Source organism: Bradyrhizobium sp. 2S1, assembly GCF_011516625.5.
Lineage (GTDB): Bacteria > Pseudomonadota > Alphaproteobacteria > Rhizobiales > Xanthobacteraceae > Bradyrhizobium > Bradyrhizobium septentrionale.
Genome location: NZ_CP147717.1, coordinates 4,563,828 through 4,583,253, shown reverse-complemented (window position 1 = coordinate 4,583,253; position 19,426 = coordinate 4,563,828). Strand labels below are relative to the sequence as shown.

General features: G+C 62.4%; 17 protein-coding genes, 1 tRNA gene and 1 pseudogene. 11 read left to right on the top strand and 8 right to left on the bottom strand.

Annotated elements, in window-relative coordinates:
* Nucleotides 1–8 precede the first annotated feature (8 nt).
* On the bottom strand, nt 9–464 hold the full coding sequence (locus HAP54_RS21650) for a GatB/YqeY domain-containing protein (protein WP_166303717.1): 456 nt from the start codon (nt 462–464) through the stop codon (nt 9–11).
* Nucleotides 465–522: 58 nt separating this feature from the next.
* Nucleotides 523–1,223 (bottom strand): annotated as a pseudogene (locus HAP54_RS21645) (alpha/beta fold hydrolase).
* Between the two features lie 160 nt (nt 1,224–1,383).
* Here HAP54_RS21645 and carA point away from each other — a divergent pair.
* The 5 genes from carA to HAP54_RS21620 all read left to right on the top strand — a co-directional run bounded on the left by carA (nt 1,384) and on the right by HAP54_RS21620 (nt 7,044).
* Complete coding sequence (carA, locus tag HAP54_RS21640) at nt 1,384–2,577, top strand: glutamine-hydrolyzing carbamoyl-phosphate synthase small subunit (protein WP_166303714.1); 1,194 nt, start codon at nt 1,384–1,386, stop codon at nt 2,575–2,577.
* A 185-nt stretch (nt 2,578–2,762) separates the two neighbouring features.
* The gene (locus tag HAP54_RS21635) at nt 2,763–3,260 is read left to right on the top strand and encodes a PaaI family thioesterase (RefSeq protein ID WP_166303711.1); all 498 of its coding nucleotides are present in this window, start codon (nt 2,763–2,765) and stop codon (nt 3,258–3,260) included.
* Nucleotides 3,261–3,420: 160 nt separating this feature from the next.
* Nucleotides 3,421–4,500, top strand: coding sequence for a mandelate racemase/muconate lactonizing enzyme family protein (locus HAP54_RS21630; protein WP_166303708.1), 1,080 nt, complete (start codon nt 3,421–3,423; stop codon nt 4,498–4,500).
* A gap of 71 nt (nt 4,501–4,571) precedes the next feature.
* Entirely contained in the window at nt 4,572–5,093 is a 522-nt protein-coding gene (locus HAP54_RS21625) for a cupin domain-containing protein (RefSeq protein ID WP_166303705.1), read from the top strand.
* A 487-nt stretch (nt 5,094–5,580) separates the two neighbouring features.
* Nucleotides 5,581–7,044 carry a DUF1254 domain-containing protein gene (locus HAP54_RS21620; RefSeq protein WP_166303702.1) on the top strand — a complete coding sequence of 488 codons (1,464 nt, stop codon included), beginning with the start codon at nt 5,581–5,583 and terminating at the stop codon, nt 7,042–7,044.
* A 106-nt stretch (nt 7,045–7,150) separates the two neighbouring features.
* Here the strand turns inward: HAP54_RS21620 and HAP54_RS21615 are convergent, their stop codons facing one another.
* The gene (locus HAP54_RS21615; RefSeq protein WP_166303699.1) at nt 7,151–7,678 is read right to left on the bottom strand and encodes a Dps family protein; all 528 of its coding nucleotides are present in this window, start codon (nt 7,676–7,678) and stop codon (nt 7,151–7,153) included.
* Between the two features lie 123 nt (nt 7,679–7,801).
* On the opposite strand from HAP54_RS21615, the gene HAP54_RS21610 reads away from it, so the two are divergent.
* The 5 genes from HAP54_RS21610 to HAP54_RS21590 all read left to right on the top strand — a co-directional run bounded on the left by HAP54_RS21610 (nt 7,802) and on the right by HAP54_RS21590 (nt 13,846).
* Complete coding sequence (locus HAP54_RS21610) at nt 7,802–8,491, top strand: class I SAM-dependent methyltransferase (RefSeq protein ID WP_166303696.1); 690 nt, start codon at nt 7,802–7,804, stop codon at nt 8,489–8,491.
* A 77-nt stretch (nt 8,492–8,568) separates the two neighbouring features.
* Nucleotides 8,569–8,644: transfer RNA gene (locus tag HAP54_RS21605), tRNA-OTHER, on the top strand.
* Between the two features lie 343 nt (nt 8,645–8,987).
* A complete protein-coding gene (gene carB, locus HAP54_RS21600; protein WP_166303693.1) occupies nt 8,988–12,452 on the top strand; it encodes a carbamoyl-phosphate synthase large subunit in 3,465 nt (1,154 codons plus the stop codon).
* 197 nt (nt 12,453–12,649) lie between these two features.
* The gene (gene greA / locus HAP54_RS21595) at nt 12,650–13,123 is read left to right on the top strand and encodes a transcription elongation factor GreA (protein WP_156928677.1); all 474 of its coding nucleotides are present in this window, start codon (nt 12,650–12,652) and stop codon (nt 13,121–13,123) included.
* Nucleotides 13,124–13,441: 318 nt separating this feature from the next.
* The gene (locus HAP54_RS21590; protein ID WP_166209731.1) at nt 13,442–13,846 is read left to right on the top strand and encodes a DoxX family protein; all 405 of its coding nucleotides are present in this window, start codon (nt 13,442–13,444) and stop codon (nt 13,844–13,846) included.
* A 225-nt stretch (nt 13,847–14,071) separates the two neighbouring features.
* Here HAP54_RS21590 and HAP54_RS21585 read toward each other — a convergent pair whose 3' ends face one another.
* The 4 genes from HAP54_RS21585 to HAP54_RS21570 form a co-directional block, all read right to left on the bottom strand.
* On the bottom strand, nt 14,072–14,776 hold the full coding sequence (locus tag HAP54_RS21585; protein WP_166303675.1) for a hypothetical protein: 705 nt from the start codon (nt 14,774–14,776) through the stop codon (nt 14,072–14,074).
* Between the two features lie 87 nt (nt 14,777–14,863).
* On the bottom strand, nt 14,864–15,079 hold the full coding sequence (locus HAP54_RS21580) for a hypothetical protein (protein ID WP_166303672.1): 216 nt from the start codon (nt 15,077–15,079) through the stop codon (nt 14,864–14,866).
* Between the two features lie 192 nt (nt 15,080–15,271).
* Nucleotides 15,272–15,856: a protein-S-isoprenylcysteine O-methyltransferase gene (locus HAP54_RS21575; protein ID WP_166303669.1), complete on the bottom strand. Its 585-nt coding sequence runs from the start codon at nt 15,854–15,856 to the stop codon at nt 15,272–15,274.
* A 255-nt stretch (nt 15,857–16,111) separates the two neighbouring features.
* On the bottom strand, nt 16,112–16,651 hold the full coding sequence (locus tag HAP54_RS21570; protein WP_176422228.1) for a GDSL-type esterase/lipase family protein: 540 nt from the start codon (nt 16,649–16,651) through the stop codon (nt 16,112–16,114).
* Between the two features lie 253 nt (nt 16,652–16,904).
* Between HAP54_RS21570 and HAP54_RS21565 the strand changes: the two genes are divergently transcribed.
* Nucleotides 16,905–18,248 carry an IS1380 family transposase gene (locus HAP54_RS21565; protein ID WP_166303664.1) on the top strand — a complete coding sequence of 448 codons (1,344 nt, stop codon included), beginning with the start codon at nt 16,905–16,907 and terminating at the stop codon, nt 18,246–18,248.
* 167 nt (nt 18,249–18,415) lie between these two features.
* On the opposite strand, the gene HAP54_RS21560 is transcribed toward HAP54_RS21565, so the two are convergent.
* Complete coding sequence (locus HAP54_RS21560) at nt 18,416–19,159, bottom strand: thioesterase domain-containing protein (protein ID WP_176422229.1); 744 nt, start codon at nt 19,157–19,159, stop codon at nt 18,416–18,418.
* Nucleotides 19,160–19,426 lie beyond the last annotated feature (267 nt).

Genomic DNA, 19,426 nt, shown 5'->3' with positions numbered 1-19,426 from the left:
CTCCGCCGCTATCCCGCAAGCGCCGCCTTCACCAGGCCGCTGGCCTTGCCGAAATCCATCTGGCCGGCATACTTCGCCTTCAGCGCCCCGATCACCTTGCCCATGTCCTTGATCCCGACGGCACCGGTCTCGGCGATGATGGCCGAGATCGCGGCCTTCACGTCGTCGTCGGACATCTGCTTCGGCAGATAGGCGGAGATCACCGCGATCTCCTCGCGCTCCTGGGCGGCGAGCTCGGCGCGGCCGCCCTTGTCGTAGAGCTCGACCGACTCCTGGCGCTGCTTGATCATCTTCTGCAACAGGCCGAGCAGGTCGGCGTCCGCAAGCGGCGGCTTGCCCTGCCCGCGCGCGTCGATATCGGCGTTCTTGATGGTCGAATTGACCATGCGCAGCGTGGAGAGCTTGCGCTCGTCCTTTGCCTTCATCGCTTCCTTGACCGCAGTATTGATGTCGTCGCGCAGCATCCTGGTGTCCTTAAACTGGCAATTCCCTCATGTAGGCAGTTTGCAGCTGCCGAACAACCTAGTTGCGCAACCATTCGACCAGCGCATCAGCGCAGGCCTGCGGCTGCTCCAGCTGCACCAGGTGACCACAATTGGCGAGCACGACGAGCCTGGCCCCGGGAATCCCGTTGGCCATCTCGTCCGACAGTGCGTTCGGAACGGTGTTGTCGGTGTCCGATGTCAGCACCAGGGTCGGGCACTTGATCCAGGCCATGCTCGGCCGCGAATCCGGCCGGCCGAGCACTGCGTTTTGCTGGCGGATGAAGGCCTCGGCGCCGACGTCCTCGCTCATGTCATTTACAATCTGGCGCAGGCTTGCGTCGCCCTGCCGCGACGGATGCACGAAGCCCGGGTAGAGCTCGTCGACCACGCTCCGGTATTGGCCGCCTCTCGCGCGCTCGATCATGCCACGGCGGCGGGCGGTCGCTTCCGGCGTGTCGGCGCGCGCCTGGGTGCTCATCAGCGCCAGTTTCGCCACCCGCTCCGGCGCCTGCCGCATGATCTCGAAGGCGATGTAGCCGCCCATCGAGTGCCCGGCGAGTGCGAAGCGCGGCGGCGCCTCGGCCAGGATGCGGCGGGCGATCGCCCCCATATTGTCGTCCCTGACGTGGTTAGCGACCGTGACCGGCCCGAACCGCCACAGCCCGGGATGACAGGGGCAAAAATCCGCGGCGAGCAGATGAGGCCCGGGACGAGCAGGATCGGCATCGTGTTGTCCATGCGGGGCTCCGGTCCGGGTCATTTTCGGCAAGCAAACGGCCGCTTCAGGGAACTTTAGATTAAAAGGCCGTTCCGGCCTGTCAAATCGACCGGGATTGCCGTGTGAATCCGCGCCGTTTCGCTTTGACGCCGCAGGGTGCGGCGACTATTTAAAGGGCTCATGACAACCCCTGAAAACGCTCCCGCCTGGCCGGACCATAAACCGACCGCGCTCCTTGTGCTCGCCGATGGCACCGTGCTGGAAGGTTTTGGCCTCGGCGCGGAAGGCCACGCCGTTGGCGAAGTCTGCTTCAACACCGCGATGACCGGCTATGAGGAGATCCTCACCGATCCGTCCTATGCCGGCCAGATCATCACCTTCACCTTCCCGCATATCGGCAATGTCGGTACCAACGAGGAAGACATCGAGACGGTGAACATGGCCGCGACGCCCGGCGCGCGCGGCGTGATCCTGCGCTCGGCGATCACGGATCCTTCAAACTACCGCGCCACCCGCCACCTCGACCAGTGGTTGAAGGCCCGCGGCATCATCGGCCTCTCCGGCATCGACACCCGCGCGCTGACCGCGCTGATCCGCTCCAAGGGCATGCCCAATGCCGTGATCGCGCATGCCAGGACCGGCGAGTTCGACCTGCACGGCCTGAAGGAAGAGGCCCGCGAATGGCCCGGCCTCGAGGGCATGGACCTGGTGCCGATGGTCACCTCCGGCCAGCGCTTCACCTGGGATGAGACTCCCTGGGTATGGGGCAAGGGCTTCGGCCAGCAGACCGCGCCGGAATTCAACGTGGTCGCGATCGACTACGGCATCAAGCGCAACATCCTGCGCCTGCTCGCCGGCGTCGGCTGCAAGGTGACCGTGGTGCCGGCGACGACCACAGCCGAGGACATCCTGGCGATGAAGCCGGACGGCGTGTTCCTGTCGAACGGCCCCGGCGATCCGGCCGCGACCGGCAAATATGCGGTGCCGGTGATCCAGAAAGTGATCAATTCGGGCACACCTACCTTCGGCATCTGCCTCGGCCATCAGATGCTCGGCCTCGCCGTCGGCGCCAAGACCATGAAGATGCATCAGGGCCATCATGGCGCCAACCACCCGGTCAAGGACGAGACCACCGGCAAGGTCGAGATCACCTCGATGAACCACGGCTTTGCGGTGGACCAGGCGACGCTGCCTGCTGGCGCGACCCAAACCCATATCTCGCTGTTCGATGGCTCCAATTGCGGCATCGCGCTCGAGGGCAAGCCGGTGTTCTCGGTGCAGTACCACCCCGAGGCCTCCCCAGGCCCGCGCGACTCGCACTATCTGTTCCAGCGGTTTGCCGATCTGATGCGGCAGAACAAGCGCGCGGCGTAAGGTACTCTGCAGGCCATCTCCAAGATCGTCATGCCCGGGCTTGTCCCGGGCATCTACGTTTTTGGCGCCCAAGACGTGGATGGCCGGGACGAGCCCGGCCATGACGACGTGCTATGTTGCTTAGCGCCTTGGCAGGATGGCGCGTTGTTTATGACCAACCACGATCAAATCACGGGAAATGCCACATGACCGACAGCGCCGCCCCGAAGCCGGAATACGGCGTCTCCTCGCTGGAGGTGATGGCGTCGATGTCCGGGCTCGACTTCGTGCGCGGCATCTTCGCCCGCACCCTGCCGGAGCCGCCGATCATGGAGAACGTCGAGCCGTTCGACTGCACCGCCGAGACCGGCCATGTCGTGATCCACAGCGTGCCGGGCCTGCGCCACTACAACCCGATCGGCTCGGTGCATGGCGGCTACGCCGCGATCCTGCTGGATTCCGCGATGGGGCTCGCGGTGCAGAGCACGCTGCCGAAGGGTTTTGGCTACACCACGCTGGAGTTCAAGATCTCCTTTGTCCGCGGCATGAGCCAGGACACCGGGACGATCCGCACCGAGGGCCAGGTGCTTAATGCCGGCCGTCGCGTCGCAACGGCTGAAGCGCGCATCACCGACGACAGGGGCAAGCTGATCGCGCATGCCACGACAACCTGCCTGGTGTTCGAACTTCCCAAAAATAGCTGAAGGCAATCGCGTCTTGCCGTAAGGTCTTGGCGCATTGGAGGCATGACGAACAGCGCTGGATTGGCGCCGGCGTTCTGTGATTGAGTTTCCGTCTCCGAGATCAGGCAAACCTGATCCGGCCAGAAAAGGGAAACGCCCGATGATGTCAGCCAGTTCAGACATGACCATCCGCGACATCCGTGTCACGATGCTGCGGCTCCCCTGGGCCGATGATCGCTGGCTGAAGGGCGCAGCGCTGGGTGAGACGCGCGACATTCTGATCTGCGAGGTCGAGACCGCGGGCGGCATCACCGGCATGGGCTATCTGTTCGTGTTCCGCCCGGCGATGAAGTCGATTGCGGCCTGTCTGGACGAGTGCATCATCCCGCGCGTGAAGGGCAAGGACGCCACCGCGATCGAGGCGATCTGGCGCGATCTGTGGACGGCGACGATGACCTATGGCCGCGGCGGCATCGCCGCGATGGCGATGTCGGCGCTCGACATCGCGCTGTGGGACGCGGTGGGGAAGCGCGCCGGCCTGCCGCTGCACCGGCTGTGGGGGCATTATCGCTCCGAAATCCCGATCTACGGCTCCGGCTGCTTCCGCGGCGCCGGCGGCGACGGCATGATCGAGAAGGCGCTGCATTTCGTGAAGCAGGGCTACAAGGCGATCAAGATGCAGGTCGCGCATGTTCACACGCCCGCGCAAGACCTCGACAATGTGCGCCGCATGCGTGAGGCGCTCGGGCCCGACATCGACATCATGATCGATGTCAACATGGGCTGGAGCGCCGATGTCGCCATCGAGATGGGACGCAAGTTCGAGAAGTACGATATCTACTGGCTCGAGGAGCCGGTGCCGGCGGACGATTTCGCCGGCTATCAGCGTATCGCGGCGGCACTCGACATGCGCGTCGTCGGTGGCGAGACCCATTTCACGCGCTACGATCTGCGGCCGTTCTTTCTCAATCCTTGCCTGCCGATCCTGCAACCCGACCCGATGCGCGGCGGCATGACGGACCTGCGCAAGATCGCAGCGCTCGCGGACACCTTCGGCATCACCATCGCGCCGCATCTGTTTCCCGAACTCAATGTGCACCTGCTGGCCTCGATTCCGAACGGCATCTGGTGCGAGAACATGGCGCTGATCGACGACCTCTGGGTTGATCCGCCGGAGGTTGCCAATGGCATGATCACGGCGCCGGAACGGCCCGGGCACGGGCTCAGATTCAAGGACGAGGTCCTGAAGTTCAAGATTTAGCGGGAACGGTTTCCGGACCGACGGCTTGGTTTGTCCGGAGACCACTGCCCTCAAAACCACGGAGAGCCACCATGTCGGTCGTCAGGCCCGATGCCGAACCCCTGACCTTTGTCTTTCAGGACGACGGCCTGGTGCCAAACAATCCGATGCCGTTCCTGGTCTACAAAGGCGCGATCGACGTCCGCAAGAATCCCGAGGCCACGATCGAGCAGCTGTTCGGCGGCAATGGCTGGGGCGCGATGTGGCGCAACGGCGTCTACGACTTCGCGCATTACCACGCCACCGTGCACGAGGTGCTGGGCGTCGCCCGCGGCAGCGCGCGCGTGCAATTCGGCGGCGCGCACGGGCGAGCGCTGGAGATCGCCGCCGGCGACGTCGCCATCCTGCCGGCCGGCACCGGACATCAATGCCTGGCGGCGAGCGACGATTTCAGCGTCGTCGGCGCCTACCCGCCGGGCCCGCCGATGGATCTGCAGCGGCCGACGCCGGAGAACCACGCCAAGGCGCTGAAGACGATCCCGCTGGTGGCGACCCCCGCGACCGATCCGGTGATGGGCAAGAGCGGGCCGCTGCTGCAGCTGTGGAAGCAGTAGGATGATTGTCGAACGGGCTGCTCTTCCCTTCTCCCCCTTGGAGAAGGTGACGGGATACAGGCAACTTAAATTGATAATCGGAATTGCATAGCCCAATCTTTATGCGTGCGACGTTTTTGCGCGCTCAACGGTTTCCCGAAACGGGGCCGCTGATCATTCGGCCTGTCGCCATATTGAGCGCTACTCGCTCCCGCTTCCTGGCCATGCTAGAGTGCCACGCGTGGAGGTAGTGCAGGCCCTCTTCAACGTTAAGCCTGCTGGCATCACTTTTCCAAGAACCTTGATTTAAATCAGCATGCGCCGCGGCGATTTATGCCGCTGATGACACGTTAAGACACGCGATTCATCTGCGGGAGTTACAGACTTCCGCGTCCACTGCCGCATTTCTTGCAGGAGCAATGGAGGTCATACGCATCACCTGACGGCATCCGATGCTCCGCGCTTCCCACAAGCAACCACAACAGACATCAGAAGAGGAGAATTCGATATGTTTCGAGGAATTCTGACGCTGACATTGTCTCTCTGCATCGGCACCGCGGCCGCGCCTGCAGCGCTGGCCCAGACGGCCCCGGCAATCAACGAGCAGGAGGCGCACGCGATCGCGGTGGACGCCTATATTTACTTCTACCCGCTCCTGACGATGGACATCACGCGAAAGCAGTTCACCAACGTCGAGCCCGGCAAAGACAGCTTCAAGGGCCCAATGAACACCTTCGTCAACGTGCCCGAATACCCACCGGCGAATTTCAAGGGCGTGGTGCGGTCCAACTTCGATACGCTCTATTCCGTTTCATGGCTGGACATGACCAAGGAGCCGATTGTCGTCTCCGTTCCCGATACCGATGGACGCTTCTATTTGCTGCCCATGCTGGACATGTGGTCGGATGTGTTCGCCTCGCCCGGCTGGCGCACCACGGGTACCAAAGCGGGGACTTTTCTGGTGACGGCCCCGGGCTGGCGGCCCGATCTGCGCGACAGGTTTGCGGAGGAGTTCAAGCTTCCGAAGGACACCCAGCGCATCGACGCGCCGACGCCTTACGTCTGGGTCATCGGCCGCACCAAGACGGACGGCCCGCCGGACTATGATGCGGTCCACAAGATCCAGGCCGGTTACAAGGTCGCGCCTCTTTCCGAATTCGGCAAAACGCCGAAGCCGATCGAGGTCAGGATCGATCCCGGCGTCGATATGAAGACGGCGCCAAAGCTGCAGGTCGACACAATGTCGGCCGGCGTCTACTTCGCGCAGGCCGCCGAGTTGCTCAAACTTCACCCGCCGCACATCACCGATGAGCCGATCATCGCGCAGATGAAGAAGATCGGCATCGAGCCCGGCAAGAGCTTTGAAATCAGCAAGCTCGACCAGGTCCTGCAACGGGCACTGGAGACAGCGCCGCAGGACGGGCAGAAGCTGATGGCGTGGAAGGTGCCGACGCTGGCGCGCGTTGTTAACGGCTGGTCGATGAACACCGACACGATGGGTGTTTACGGCAACTACTACTTGAAGCGTGCTATCGTCGCGCAGGTCGGGCTAGGCGCCAACCTGCCGGAGGACGCTATTTATCCGCTCAATCTCGCCGACAGTACCGGCAAACCGCTCGACGGCGCCAACAAGTATACGATCACGTTCGAGAAGGGCGCCACCCCGCCGGTCAATGCCTTCTGGTCGATCACGCTCTACGACCAGGACGGATTCCAGGTCGGCAACCCGCTGAACCGGTTCGCGGTCAGCAGTTGGATGCCGTTCAAATCCAACCCGGACGGTTCGCTCGAACTTTACTTCCAGAACGAGAGTCCGGGCGCGGACAAGGAAGCCAACTGGCTTCCGGCGCCGAAAGGAGCCTTCAATCTGACCATGCGCCTCTACGGTCCGAAATCGGAGGCGCTGACCGGAAAGTGGAATCCTCCGCCGATCGAGAGATCGCAGACGACGGTGGGTCTGTCGGCTCAGTAAGCTTCAACCGCACTGACCGCTGCCGAGCGGCAAGACGGCGAGTTTAGCGAAGCAATCCGGAGCAAAACAGCTCTGGATTGCTTCCTCGCGGGTGTGGGCGCGCAGCTTACGCCGCGTTGCTGCCTTCCTGGCGGCTGGCCTCGAACAGGAACCAGGTGCGCCGCTCGGTTTCGTCGATGAAGGTTTCGAGCAGGCCGGCGGTGCCGGAATCCTCGTGGTCGTCGGCGATCTTGTGCGCCTTGCGCATCGCTGCCGCCATATGCTTGTTGTCCTCCATCAACTCGCGCAGCATCTCGCGCGGCGGCACATAATCCTCGTCATTGTCCTTGACGGTCTGGTGCCTGGCGATGTCGCCGATCGACCTCAACGTCGCGCCGCCGAGCTTGCGCACCCGCTCGGCGAGCTGGTCGGTGGTGGCGAAGATCGCATCCGACTGCTCGTCCAGCAACAGATGGTAATCATGAAAATGCCGGCCGCTGACGTGCCAGTGGAAATTCTTGGTCTTGAGGTAAAGCGCGAAGGCGTCCGCCAGCAGCGTATTGAGCGAGGCCGAGATCGTGTCCACCGCAGCCTGCGGCAGGTCGCTCGGCGTGTCGAGGTCGGGGGAGATCTTGTCAGTCTTGGCTTTGCTCACGTTGGACCTTCCTGTTAGGAACCCGTATTTCGGCGCATTGAACATTGGCCGCCGGACCGCTAACGCATCATCAGCCCACCCGTTCCTGGGGCCAGGAACCCGTTCTGCCGGATACCAAACGCGATGGATGAATGGATCGATTATTACGATTCCACGCATACGATCTATGCAAGCCGACTGCACCGCGACCTGCATTTCCAGGTCATCGCAAACGACATCGTCGGCTACATCACCTCACCCGACGCGGTGGTGCTGGACTATGCCTGCGGCGAGGCGCTGTCGGCCACGAAGGTCGCCAATGCCTGCGCCCGGCTGTATCTGGCGGAGCCGGCGCCCGGCGTCCGCGGGCGGCTGGTCGCGCGTTTCGCGCACGACACCAGGATCCGCGTTCGCTCGCTCGATGATCTGAAGAACATGGAGGCGGATTCGATCGACCTCGTGGTGATGAACTCGGTGGCGCAATACATGACGCCGCAGGAGCTCGACAACGCATTCGACGTGATCCACCGCCTGCTGAAACCGACGGGGCGCTTCGTGCTCGGCGACATCCTGCGGCCTGAGGTCGGCATGCCCAGGGACGTCGTGGCGCTGCTGCGCTTTGCGGCAACCCACGGCTTCCTGCGCGATGCCTTGATCGGACTGGCTTCAACCGCACTGTCTGATTACCGGCAGCTGCGCACCAGGATCGGGCTGCAGCGCTACCGCGAGGACGAGATGATCGCGAAGCTCGGCGCTGCGGGGTTCAGCGCAACGCGCGCGCCGCGCAACATCGGACACAATCCGTGGCGAATGACGTTCGTGGCGCACCACTGATCAAGGGTTGCACAAAATATTAACCTTAACCAAAGGTAAACGTGGCCGGTACCGAAATAATCGGCAATGATCCACTCGGCCCGGTGGCGGAAGCGTCGACGCGGCAGTGGTGCAACACTGTTTATCCTGGTTCAAATCCAGGCCGGGCCTCCACGCTTCGCCCTGACGGGCTACGCGTGGCGCAGCCACGCTGGACCGGCGGGGCAAAGCGTGTCCGGCGTAGCTTGAGCCTAGCGAAAGCGTAGACGGACTGGGCAGCGAGCCCGCAGGGCGAAGCCGGGCCCCGGCAAGCCCTCCCCGCATCCCGAGCCTCCCCAATGGGCCTCCCTTCAATGAGGAATTTCCCCCAGAATCGCGGTTGATTGGGCGTTTTTGGGGGTTTCGCAGGTGCGGAAACTGGTCTAAAGATCACCCGCGCGCGAGGGATCGCGCGGCCCGAGGGACGCGCGACCAGCGCGCCCTTTTTTTGTGCCCAGAATCCAGTCCGCGAGAGCTGATGCCCAAAAGAACCGACATCTCCACCATCCTGATCATCGGCGCCGGTCCCATCGTGATCGGCCAGGCCTGCGAATTCGACTATTCCGGCACGCAGGCGGTGAAGGCTCTGAAGGAGGAGGGTTACCGCGTCGTCCTCGTCAATTCCAATCCGGCCACCATCATGACCGATCCGGAACTGGCGGACGCCACCTATATCGAACCGATCACACCCGAAATCGTCGGCAAGATCATCGAAAAGGAACGCCACGTCATTCCCGGCGGCTTCGCCCTGCTGCCGACCATGGGCGGCCAGACCGCATTGAACTGTGCGCTGAGCCTGCGGCGCCAGGGCACGCTTGAAAAATTCGACGTCGAGATGATCGGCGCGACCGCTGATGCCATCGACAAGGCCGAGGACCGCCAGCTGTTCCGCGAGGCCATGACCAAGATCGGGCTGGAGACGCCAAAATCGCGGCTCGCCAATGCCTCGGCGCTGAAGAAGTCCTACCGCGACAAATACCACGCCGAGCGGGAGAAACTGTCCGGCGAGGCGCTGGAAGAACTCGAGCGACAGTGGACGCTTGGCGAGAACGATCGCCGCAAACGGTATCAGGAGCACGCGTTCGGCGAGGCGCTGATGGCACTGTCGGAGATCGGTTTGCCCGCGATCATCCGGCCCTCTTTCACGATGGGCGGCACCGGCGGCGGCATTGCCTACAACAAGGAAGAGTTCCTCGACATCATCGAGCGCGGGCTCGACGCCTCGCCGACCAACGAGGTGCTGATCGAGGAAAGCGTGCTCGGCTGGAAAGAGTACGAGATGGAGGTGGTGCGCGATAAAAAGGACAATTGCATCATCATCTGCTCGATCGAGAATCTCGATCCGATGGGCGTGCATACCGGTGATTCCATCACCATCGCGCCGGCCCTGACGTTGACCGACAAGGAATACCAGGTGATGCGGGACGCCTCGCTGGCGGTGCTGCGCGAGATCGGGGTCGAGACCGGCGGTTCCAACGTGCAATTCGGCATCAACCCCGTCGACGGCCGGATGGTCGTGATCGAGATGAATCCGCGCGTGTCGCGCTCGTCGGCGCTGGCTTCGAAAGCCACCGGCTTCCCGATCGCCAAGGTCGCGGCCAAGCTTGCAGTCGGCTACACGCTCGACGAAATCGCCAACGACATCACCGGCGGCGCCACCCCCGCCTCGTTCGAGCCGACCATCGATTACGTCGTCACAAAGATTCCGCGCTTTGCGTTCGAGAAATTCCCCGGCGCCTCCTCCACGCTGACCACATCGATGAAGTCGGTCGGCGAGGTAATGGCGATCGGCCGCACCTTCCAGGAAAGCCTGCAGAAGGCGCTGCGCGGGCTCGAGACCGGGCTGACCGGCCTCGACGAAATCGAGATCGAGGGGCTCGGCCGCGGCGACGACAAGAACGCGATCCGCGCAGCGCTGGGCACGCCGACGCCGAACCGCATCCTGCAGGTCGCGCAGGCGATGCGGCTCGGCTGGACCGACGAGGAGATCTTCAACTCCTGCAAGATCGACCCCTGGTTCCTCGCGGAGATGCGCGCCATCGTCGAGATGGAGGACAAGGTCCGCCGCAACGGCCTGCCGGCGAACGCGTTCGCGATGCGGATGCTGAAGGCGATGGGCTTTTCCGATGCGCGGCTCGCCGTGCTCACGCAGACCACCGAAGCCGACGTCACCGCCAAGCGCCACGGGCTCGGGGTGCGCCCGGTGTTCAAGCGCATCGACACCTGCGCGGCGGAGTTCGCTTCGCCGACCGCCTATATGTATTCGACCTATGAGCGGCCGTTCGCGGGCGAGCTTGCCGACGAGAGCGCGCCGTCGGACCGTAAGAAGGTGATCATTCTCGGCGGCGGGCCGAACCGCATCGGCCAGGGCATCGAGTTCGACTATTGCTGCTGCCACGCCTGCTTCGCGCTCGAGGACGCCGGCTACGAGACCATCATGGTCAACTGCAATCCGGAAACGGTGTCGACCGACTACGACACCGCCAATCGGCTCTATTTCGAGCCGCTCACCGGTGAAGACGTGCTTGAGATCATCGCGACCGAGCGCAAGAACGGCACGCTGCACGGCGTGATCGTGCAGTTCGGCGGCCAGACCCCGCTGAAGCTTGCCCGGGCGCTGGAAGCCGCCGAAGTGCCGATCCTCGGCACCTCGCCTGACGCGATCGACCTCGCCGAGGACCGCGACCGCTTCAAGCGCGTGCTCGACAAGCTGCGCCTCAAGCAGCCGAAGAACGGCATCGCCTATTCGGTCGAGCAGGCCCGCCTGGTGGCCGCCGATCTCGACCTGCCGCTGGTGGTGCGTCCGTCCTACGTGCTCGGCGGCCGCGCGATGCAGATCATCCGCGAGGAGACCCAGCTCAACGACTATCTGCTGGGAACGCTGCCTGAGCTGGTGCCCGCCGACGTCAAGGCGCGCTACCCGAACGACAAGACCGGGCAGATCAACACCGTGCTCGGCAAGAACCCGCTGCTGTTCGACCGCTATCTGTCGGATGCGACCGAAGTCGACGTCGACTGCCTGTCCGACGGCAAGGACACCTTCATCGTCGGCATCATGGAGCACATCGAGGAAGCCGGCATCCACTCCGGCGATTCAGCGTGCTCGCTGCCGCCGCATTCGCTCGACGCCAAGACCATCGAGGAGCTGGAGCGGCAGACCCGCGAGCTCGCGCTCGGCCTCGACGTGGTCGGCCTGATGAACGTGCAATACGCCATCAAGGACGGCGATATCTACGTGCTCGAGGTCAACCCGCGCGCGTCCCGCACCGTGCCGTTCGTCGCCAAGGTGATCGGCATGCCGGTCGCCAAGATCGCGGCGCGGATCATGGCCGGCGAAAAGCTCGCCGACTTCAAGCTGAAGAAGAAGAAGCTCGGCCATATCGGCGTGAAGGAATCGGTATTCCCGTTCGCGCGTTTCCCGGGCGTCGACACCGTGCTCGGACCGGAGATGCGCTCGACCGGCGAGGTGATGGGCATCGACCGCTCCTTCGAGGTCGCATTCGCAAAGAGCCAGCTCGGCGGCGGCACCCGCGTGCCGCGGCAAGGCACGGTGTTTGTTTCTGTGCGTGGCGACGACAAGATGCGGATCGCGGACGCGGTGCGGCTGCTGCACTCGCTCGGCTTCAAGGTGATGGCTACCTCGGGCACGCAGCGCTACCTCAGCGACAACGGCGTGCCGACGGAAAAGGTGAACAAGGTGCTCGAAGGCCGGCCGCACATCGTCGACGCCATCACCAATGGCGACGTCCAGCTGGTCTTCAATACCACCGAAGGTCCGCAGGCGCTGGCCGACAGCCGTTCGCTGCGGCGGGCTGCCCTCTTGCATAAAGTGCCATATTACACCACTCTTTCGGGTGCGGTGGCGGCCGCACGGGGGATCCGGGCCTATCGGGACGGGGACCTTGAGGTCCGCACGCTTCAGAGTTACTTTTCCGAAAGCTGACCGCTGCCCGGGCTGAAGGCTTGACGCGGTCAATTAGCCGAATGGCTGGAACTCACCGCGCGATTGGATGTTGTCACGGCCCTTAGCGGGGCCGAATATCACTAGGCTTCCGGGCGCGTTTGGCGCCCTGATTCCTGCGTTAGCTGAACTGGATATTCGTGCACGCCGCCGGGTGCGCACGATGAAGGACCAAGATGATGGATAAGGTTCCGATGACCGCGGGTGGATACGCCGCGCTGACGGACGAGTTGAAGCATCGCCAATCGGTGGATCGTCCGCGCATCATCGAACACATCGCGGAGGCGCGCTCGCACGGCGATCTCTCCGAGAACGCCGAGTATCACGCGGCGAAGGAAGAGCAGTCGCACAACGAGGGCCGCATCGCCGAGCTCGAGGACAAGCTCGCGCGCGCCGACATCATCGACATTTCGAAACTGTCCGGCGACACCATCAAGTTCGGCGCGACGGTGACGCTGATCGATGAGGACACCGAGAAGAAAGCCGTGTGGCAACTCGTCGGCGAGGTCGAGGCCGATGCCAAGAAGGGCCGCATCTCCATCACCTCGCCGCTCGCGCGCGCGCTGATCGGCAAGAAGAAGGGCGCCACCGTCGAAGTGATGGCGCCGGGCGGCGCCAAGGCCTACGAGATCACCAAGGTCGAGTGGCGATAGTTACTCTCAAGTGACTGATGTAAAAAGGCCGCGTGTCGCACGCGGCTTTTTTGTGCGCGCGTTTTTGCGCCCGTCTGACAGCAATGTGAGTGGAGGCCGTGACATGTTTATGAAGTATAATCATGTCGGAGACTGGAATCAGACTGATGATTGCGCCGCAACAGGTGTCGCTGCGCGCGTCACCCTGTCGCTCTCGCGGTTTCGATCACGCGAGGAATGATTCCAGATGCAAGGTGTTGACATCACACTCTGGTGGCGAACACCGTGCGCTTCCGCTTCGTGCAATGTTCCAGCGTGTCAAACAGGGGGTAAATGACAATGGACCAGATGTTCTCCAAATGGCAACCGACGGTGCTGAGCCTGTTCCGGTTCATCACCGGGCTGCTGCTGTTTCAGTACGGCGTCGCCAAGATCTTCAAGTTTCCCGTGGTCGCGTACTTCGCCAATATCCCGCCATTGATCCAGGCTGCCGGCTGGCTCGAACTGGTGCTCGGCGCGCTCTTGATGATCGGCCTGTTCTCGCGGCTGGTCGCATTCATCCTGTCGGGCGAGATGGCGTTCGCCTACTTCCTCGGCCACATGTTCAAGAACCCGGCCGAGCCGCAGTTCCTGCCGCTGCTCAACAACGGCACCGCGGCGATCCTGTTCTGCTTCGCCTGCCTCTACCTCGCGACCTCGGGCCCAGGTCCGATCAGCGTCGACGCCGCGATGGGCAGGAAGTGACAACGCTGAGATCCGTCCCGCTCAGCCGGGACGGATTCTTCGCGGCGGCGCCATACGACCGACAGCGGCAATCCCGTCGAACAATGAAGGAATAAGCCAGGAGAGCCTGAGGAGGCTGTCCAAGCGCGATGGGAGCAACCCGAGGAGGGTTGCAAGATGGGCAGGACCCCGGGGCCGATCTTCCAACCGGCCCAGACAGCGCCTGAACCATCCTTGACGAGAAAGCTAACGGTCCGAAGCGAGTTGCACCGTCTGGCGCCCGTCGTTCATGTCTCTCAACTGGTTTACGTAGTCCTCAGGCTTCTGCAAATGAAATGGAGTCTTCAAGCCCATGAAGCTGGCTATGCGACCAATAAAAGCCGTGCAATTGGTCGTTTCCGCGTTCCAGAGGGGCGAGGTCGCCTGAAGATGCTTGATGTACGCAAAGACCTTCTTCGCGTCGGCCTCACTTAGGTACACGCGATAGCTGGCCAACAAATACTGCACGTCAAGGTCGCCGTAACTTGCCCCCGTCTCGGAGGGCACCCAGGTCAGATGTCCCAGCATATAAGGCAGAACGTCGCCCGCCGGGTGCAGCCCGGCGACGTCGACCATCTTCTCGCTTGTCTTGCCGTACCAAACGAACGCATGCCCGTAAGAGGCAGCGGTTCGGGCACGAAAGTCCACGTAGTACGGCCCTTTGGCCGCAGACCTTCGAACCGGTTTCGCGTCTGCTCCAGAAACGGAAGCACCCGGTCCAGCAACGGCCGCCGCCACAACCGACCTTGACGATGGTTTGCGCGGCTTTTCCTGCTGCAGCGGGGCTTGATCCGTTTGCGCAGCCAATTGCTGCGCGTGGCTGATGCCGCCCCCCAAAGTCACGGAAGCCGCAACGACACCGATTCCGGCAAGCAGCCGCAGGCCGATCCGTGTCCGCTTCGATTTTGGCACCTTCAGACCCTCACAAGGGCAAAGACATCCCCAAGACAGCGCCGTCCGCAAAAACTGCAGGAATGCGCTGCCCGGGCGATCCTCGGATTAACCCTTGGTTACGATCGGGGCCGGAGCCTTGCCGACCGGGTACTTGCCGACCGGGTACTTGCCGACCGGGTACTTGCCGACCGGGTACTTGCCGATTGGCGCCTTGCCAATCGGAGCCTGTTCGGCGACCGGCTGCGGGCGGGGGAGGTCGGCCGCACTGGCAGCAGCCACGAAACCAAATGTCGCAACTCCAGCAACCAGAAACTTCAGCATCGTCATCTCCGAGATGGAAAACTTGAGTGTGAACACCATACCCTCTGACGGGTGCGGTGTAATTAACGCTGTGCCGAAGGTTGTGGTCGTGCGGTCGTTTCTTTGCCGGATGTGGCAAAATCGACACGGACGATTGCTTGGCCTCGGTATCTGAATGCAGATTCGGGCAAGACTCGACCTGGTACAGCCGGCTTAGAACAACCTCGGCATAATGCGCCCGGTCCGGGCCATATACTCCCGATACTCGTTGCCGAACGTTTCCAGCATCATCTGCTCTTCTCTGGCAACACGGCCGAAAAACAGCACGCCAAATCCGATCAGGCCGGCAAAACCGGCTACCAAATTCGGCAACAGCAATGCCTGGGCGACAGCCCAAAGCCAGAATGCGGAATACATGGGGTGCCGAATCTTTCGATAGATCCCGGTTGTGATCAGGTGATGATTTTCCCGCACGTCGAGGCTTAACGACCAGTTTCGACCGAGAGCGCGATGGGTTAGCCGGAACATGACCAGCGCTGCGATCGCCACGACAACGCCCAGCCAGGCTTGAGCTGGCTGGAAGTCGTACGATGCGAAATGAGGTATGGCCGTTGCCACATAGATGAACGGCACAATGCCAAGACCCGTGAGCGATATCAGCAGCAGGGTGTTCTCGCGAGCGCCGCGGACGCTCCGCACGACCTTTTCACGGCGAGCACGACGCGCGTATCTGTAGCGGATCAGATACCAACCAACCGCCATCATCACGAACACGAACTTGGCAATGCCAGGCGTCATCGTGGGCCAAGGGCTCGCTTCGCTGGCGCGCCATCCTTGCCGACCATCGAAACGGCGCCGTCCTTAGCGAGCGTCTGAGATTTGACCGAAACAGATCCACCGACCAACATGAAGCAATCATACAAGGCTTGCAGGTCGTTGCCACTGATAACTTGACAGTGGACGGGTAGAATCCAAGGCGGACGCGTCGCCGGCTTCGCTCTTTTGGGACGGTTGACCCAACGCGGCGGGCGGCGGTGGTCGTGTCAGCTCTTTCTATCTCGCCTGCGGCGAAGCCACGATGGCTCTCCGGTCTATCATCGCCAACACGCGCGGGAGTAACCGCGACGCAATGAAAGCATGGCCGTCAGCCGTGAGGTGGATGAAGTCAAAAGCGTAGTACTGTGGAGGAATTTCTTCGTCATACACGATCACTTTGATGGCGCGATCACGCAATCGCCGCTCCATCGCCGCGATATTGGCCGCCCGCTGCTCTTTCGTAACAAGGAAACGCCTGTCATTGCCCCCGGGCTGCAGGATGACGATGTCGGTTCCCCTTGGCACGTCGCTGTCGATGCGCTTGAGCATGCCGGCCGTGGTATCAAATGGAACGCCGGCATTGACGACGTTCGCACTGACGCCCTTCTCTCTCAGCAGGACCTCTAACTTGGCTGGGTAAGCGCCCTGCTTCCCGACGTACCAGCCTTGCGTGTTGCTTGCGCCGACCGCCACGACACGAATCGGCTTTGTAAAGCCGGCGCACACGATCGCCAGGATACACATGGCTATGGCAATCGAGACTTTCCTGAACGTCATCACCAGTTGCCTCACCGGCTGAAGCCTAAAGAAAAATATACACCGACACCGGGCTTCAGCAGAGGTGCGACGTCCAGCCCCGCTCGTTGCGTCGAACAGCGCCTTCAAACTGCCTTTCGGACGTCATGCTAGCCCGTCTTATTCGTCAGAGTGCGCCTGAGAGGCTGGCGAGCGTGGTGTAAAGCGCTGATGCGGCGTAGGATTCGGTTGCGAAGCCAACCCCATCACCTCAACCGCGAACGCCACGCCCGCCATGACCGATGATACGATTCTGCCCTTCTCGTTTCCAGCCGTTCACGCCAAGAAAGTCACAGCTGCCTTCGATGGCGGTCGGCTGACCTCGAACGGGGGCGTGATGCTTCTGGCGATGGCCGAGCGGCGTCTCGGCTTGGCCGACAATTTGGCCCGGGTGTTCCCGGATCGGCGCGATCCGACGCGGGTCGTGCACAGCCTTGTCGATATGTTCCGCGCGCGCATGTTCGCGATCTGTTGCGGCTACGAGGACGCCGACGACCTCGATCATCTGCGGTCCGATCCCGCATTCAAGCTGGCCTGCGGACGGCTGCCGGACACGGGTCGCGATCTGTGTTCCCAACCGACGCTGTCGCGGCTGGAGAATGCTCCGCGCCTGCGCGACGTGATCCGACTGACCTACACTTTGGTCGACGCATGGATGGATAGCTACCCGCGCGAGCCGGCATCCGTCACGCTCGACATCGATGATACCTGCGATGTCGTCCACGGCCATCAGCAGCTCTCGCTGTTCAACGCTCATTATGACGAACGCTGCTTCCTGCCGATCCACGTCTACGACACGGAGAAGAGCCGGCCCGTGGCGGTCGTGCTGCGGCCCGGCAAGACGCCGGGCGGCGTCGAGGTGCGTGCCCACCTGCGCCGCCTGATACGGCATATCCGGACGCGGTGGCACAACACGCGAATTACGTTCCGTGGCGACGGGCACTATGCCCGGCCGGAGGCAATGGCGTGGTGCGAGACCAACGGCATCGACTACATCTTCGGTCTGTCCGGCACCAAGCCGCTCGCCAGAAAACTCGACGAGGCCGCCGACGACATCCGCACGCGACGCGCCATCGAGAACCTGCCGGTTCTGCGTGGCTATACCGAGACGCGCCACAAGGCAAAGTCCTGGGATCGCGAACGGCGCACCGTCGCCCGTATTGAGGCGACGATGCTCGGCCTCGACATCCGTTTGGTCGTCACCAGCCTCGATGTCGGCTCGGCCGAGTGGATCTACGACAGCCTGTATTGCGCGCGCGGCCAAGCCGAGAATCTGATCAAGCTGCATAAGACACAGCTCGCCTCCGATCGCACCAGCTGCCGTTCGGCGCTCGCCAATCAAGTCCGCCTCGTTCTCCACACCGCCGCTTATTGGCTGATGCTGACCGTGCACGACGCGATTCCCAAAGCCCGGGAATTGGCCACAGCCGAGTTCGCGACGCTGCGTCTTCGTCTCTTGAAACTCGCTGCCCGTGTCGTCGAGACCACGAGCCGCATTCGCCTTGCGTTTGCCGCGGCATGTCCCGAAGCCGACCTGATCCGCGGCTTGCCAGGCGCGCTGCTGCCGCTCGGTCCTTGACCGGCGGGGCGTCCGCCCCCCGTTCGCCCAACCTACACCTCAAGCGCGTTGCAAAGTACCGGTCGTCAGGCGGTGAAAAGCCGAAGGCAATCCCGCGCGCCTCGTCAGAGCAGATGTGCGGCCACATCAATCGGACCAAAAAAACGCACTCTCACGAATAGGACGGGCTAGGAATTGGAGGAAGCTCCGGTTGCAGGCAAAACCAGGTTCGAAGGACTCTGGTGTTGCCGCGGGCGGGCGGATCCGATCGCCCTGATCTTTCGTATGACCATGCTATGCAGCGCCGCGCTTTTGTCGATGTTGAAGTGACTGACGTTTGCATCACGAACATAAAAGTTTGTAAGCTCGCCACGGAAGCCGGGGCCGCGGCTTATTCGGACGCCTTCATTCTTGTACAAATTCAGAACCCGCGCGACATTCGCCGTCGCCACGTGAGGCGATGTTCCGTCGAATGGCACAACCAAGGCGACCGGCACGCCCATTTGGCCAAGGTACTCCGCCATCGACATCACGGCATCCGCACCAAGAGAGTGCCCGACCAGTATGATAGGCCCACGCTGGCCCGCTCGATATTTTGCGACGATGTCGTCGGCAACGCTTCTCCACTGAGTGTGATTGGCGACAGCCGCGGCGATGCCAGCCGCTCGCAGCTGGGCGGCAAGGCCGTCCATGCCCAAGGAAAAGACGTTCAATAACCCGCGGAACAAATAGACGTGCGCCGTGGAAGAATGCAGTCGAGCGGGCGAACCGGTCGATCTCATTGCAACGGATATTGCAGGACTCGCCTGAGCCGCGCCGTTCAAATGCAAGCTGCTCGCAAAAAGAACCGCCAAGACGGCGCATACCAGCGCCGCGCTGTAACGCAATCTCTCCATTTCTGGATTCCCCGCCAACCCCAAGTCCAGCGGCATTAGATCAGACTTTGGAATCGGACAATCAAGAAACCATTGCTGGAAACGTGTTGAGGCACGCCAATTGGCTGGCTGTCACGGATTTGCCACACCGAAAGAAGCGATCAAGCGACGACCGTTCGTCACCACCCGGCGGTCACTTGGCTCTCATTCTAGCGCCGTCAGCCGTATTTTTTTCAGTCAAGGCCAATCTCCATGGGTGCACCAAGCAGATCGAGTGGTAAATTCGTAGGCTGAGATCCGCATGATCCATGTCAAGTTCACCTG

Excerpts from the sequence above, each read along its gene's own strand:
- HAP54_RS21560 (WP_176422229.1), bottom strand. The coding sequence starts at position 19,159 with ATGCCGCTGGACTTGGGGTTGGCGGGGAATCCAGAAATGGAGAGATTG.
- HAP54_RS21630 (WP_166303708.1), top strand. The coding sequence starts at position 3,421 with ATGACCATCCGCGACATCCGTGTCACGATGCTGCGGCTCCCCTGGGCC.
- greA (WP_156928677.1), top strand. The coding sequence starts at position 12,650 with ATGGATAAGGTTCCGATGACCGCGGGTGGATACGCCGCGCTGACGGAC.
- HAP54_RS21575 (WP_166303669.1), bottom strand. The coding sequence starts at position 15,856 with ATGACGCCTGGCATTGCCAAGTTCGTGTTCGTGATGATGGCGGTTGGT.
- HAP54_RS21565 (WP_166303664.1), top strand. The coding sequence starts at position 16,905 with ATGACCGATGATACGATTCTGCCCTTCTCGTTTCCAGCCGTTCACGCC.
- HAP54_RS21580 (WP_166303672.1), bottom strand. The coding sequence starts at position 15,079 with ATGCTGAAGTTTCTGGTTGCTGGAGTTGCGACATTTGGTTTCGTGGCT.
- carA (WP_166303714.1), top strand. The coding sequence starts at position 1,384 with ATGACAACCCCTGAAAACGCTCCCGCCTGGCCGGACCATAAACCGACC.
- HAP54_RS21635 (WP_166303711.1), top strand. The coding sequence starts at position 2,763 with ATGACCGACAGCGCCGCCCCGAAGCCGGAATACGGCGTCTCCTCGCTG.
- HAP54_RS21625 (WP_166303705.1), top strand. The coding sequence starts at position 4,572 with ATGTCGGTCGTCAGGCCCGATGCCGAACCCCTGACCTTTGTCTTTCAG.
- HAP54_RS21570 (WP_176422228.1), bottom strand. The coding sequence starts at position 16,651 with ATGACGTTCAGGAAAGTCTCGATTGCCATAGCCATGTGTATCCTGGCG.
- HAP54_RS21610 (WP_166303696.1), top strand. The coding sequence starts at position 7,802 with ATGGATGAATGGATCGATTATTACGATTCCACGCATACGATCTATGCA.
- HAP54_RS21590 (WP_166209731.1), top strand. The coding sequence starts at position 13,442 with ATGGACCAGATGTTCTCCAAATGGCAACCGACGGTGCTGAGCCTGTTC.
- carB (WP_166303693.1), top strand. The coding sequence starts at position 8,988 with ATGCCCAAAAGAACCGACATCTCCACCATCCTGATCATCGGCGCCGGT.
- HAP54_RS21620 (WP_166303702.1), top strand. The coding sequence starts at position 5,581 with ATGTTTCGAGGAATTCTGACGCTGACATTGTCTCTCTGCATCGGCACC.
- HAP54_RS21650 (WP_166303717.1), bottom strand. The coding sequence starts at position 464 with ATGCTGCGCGACGACATCAATACTGCGGTCAAGGAAGCGATGAAGGCA.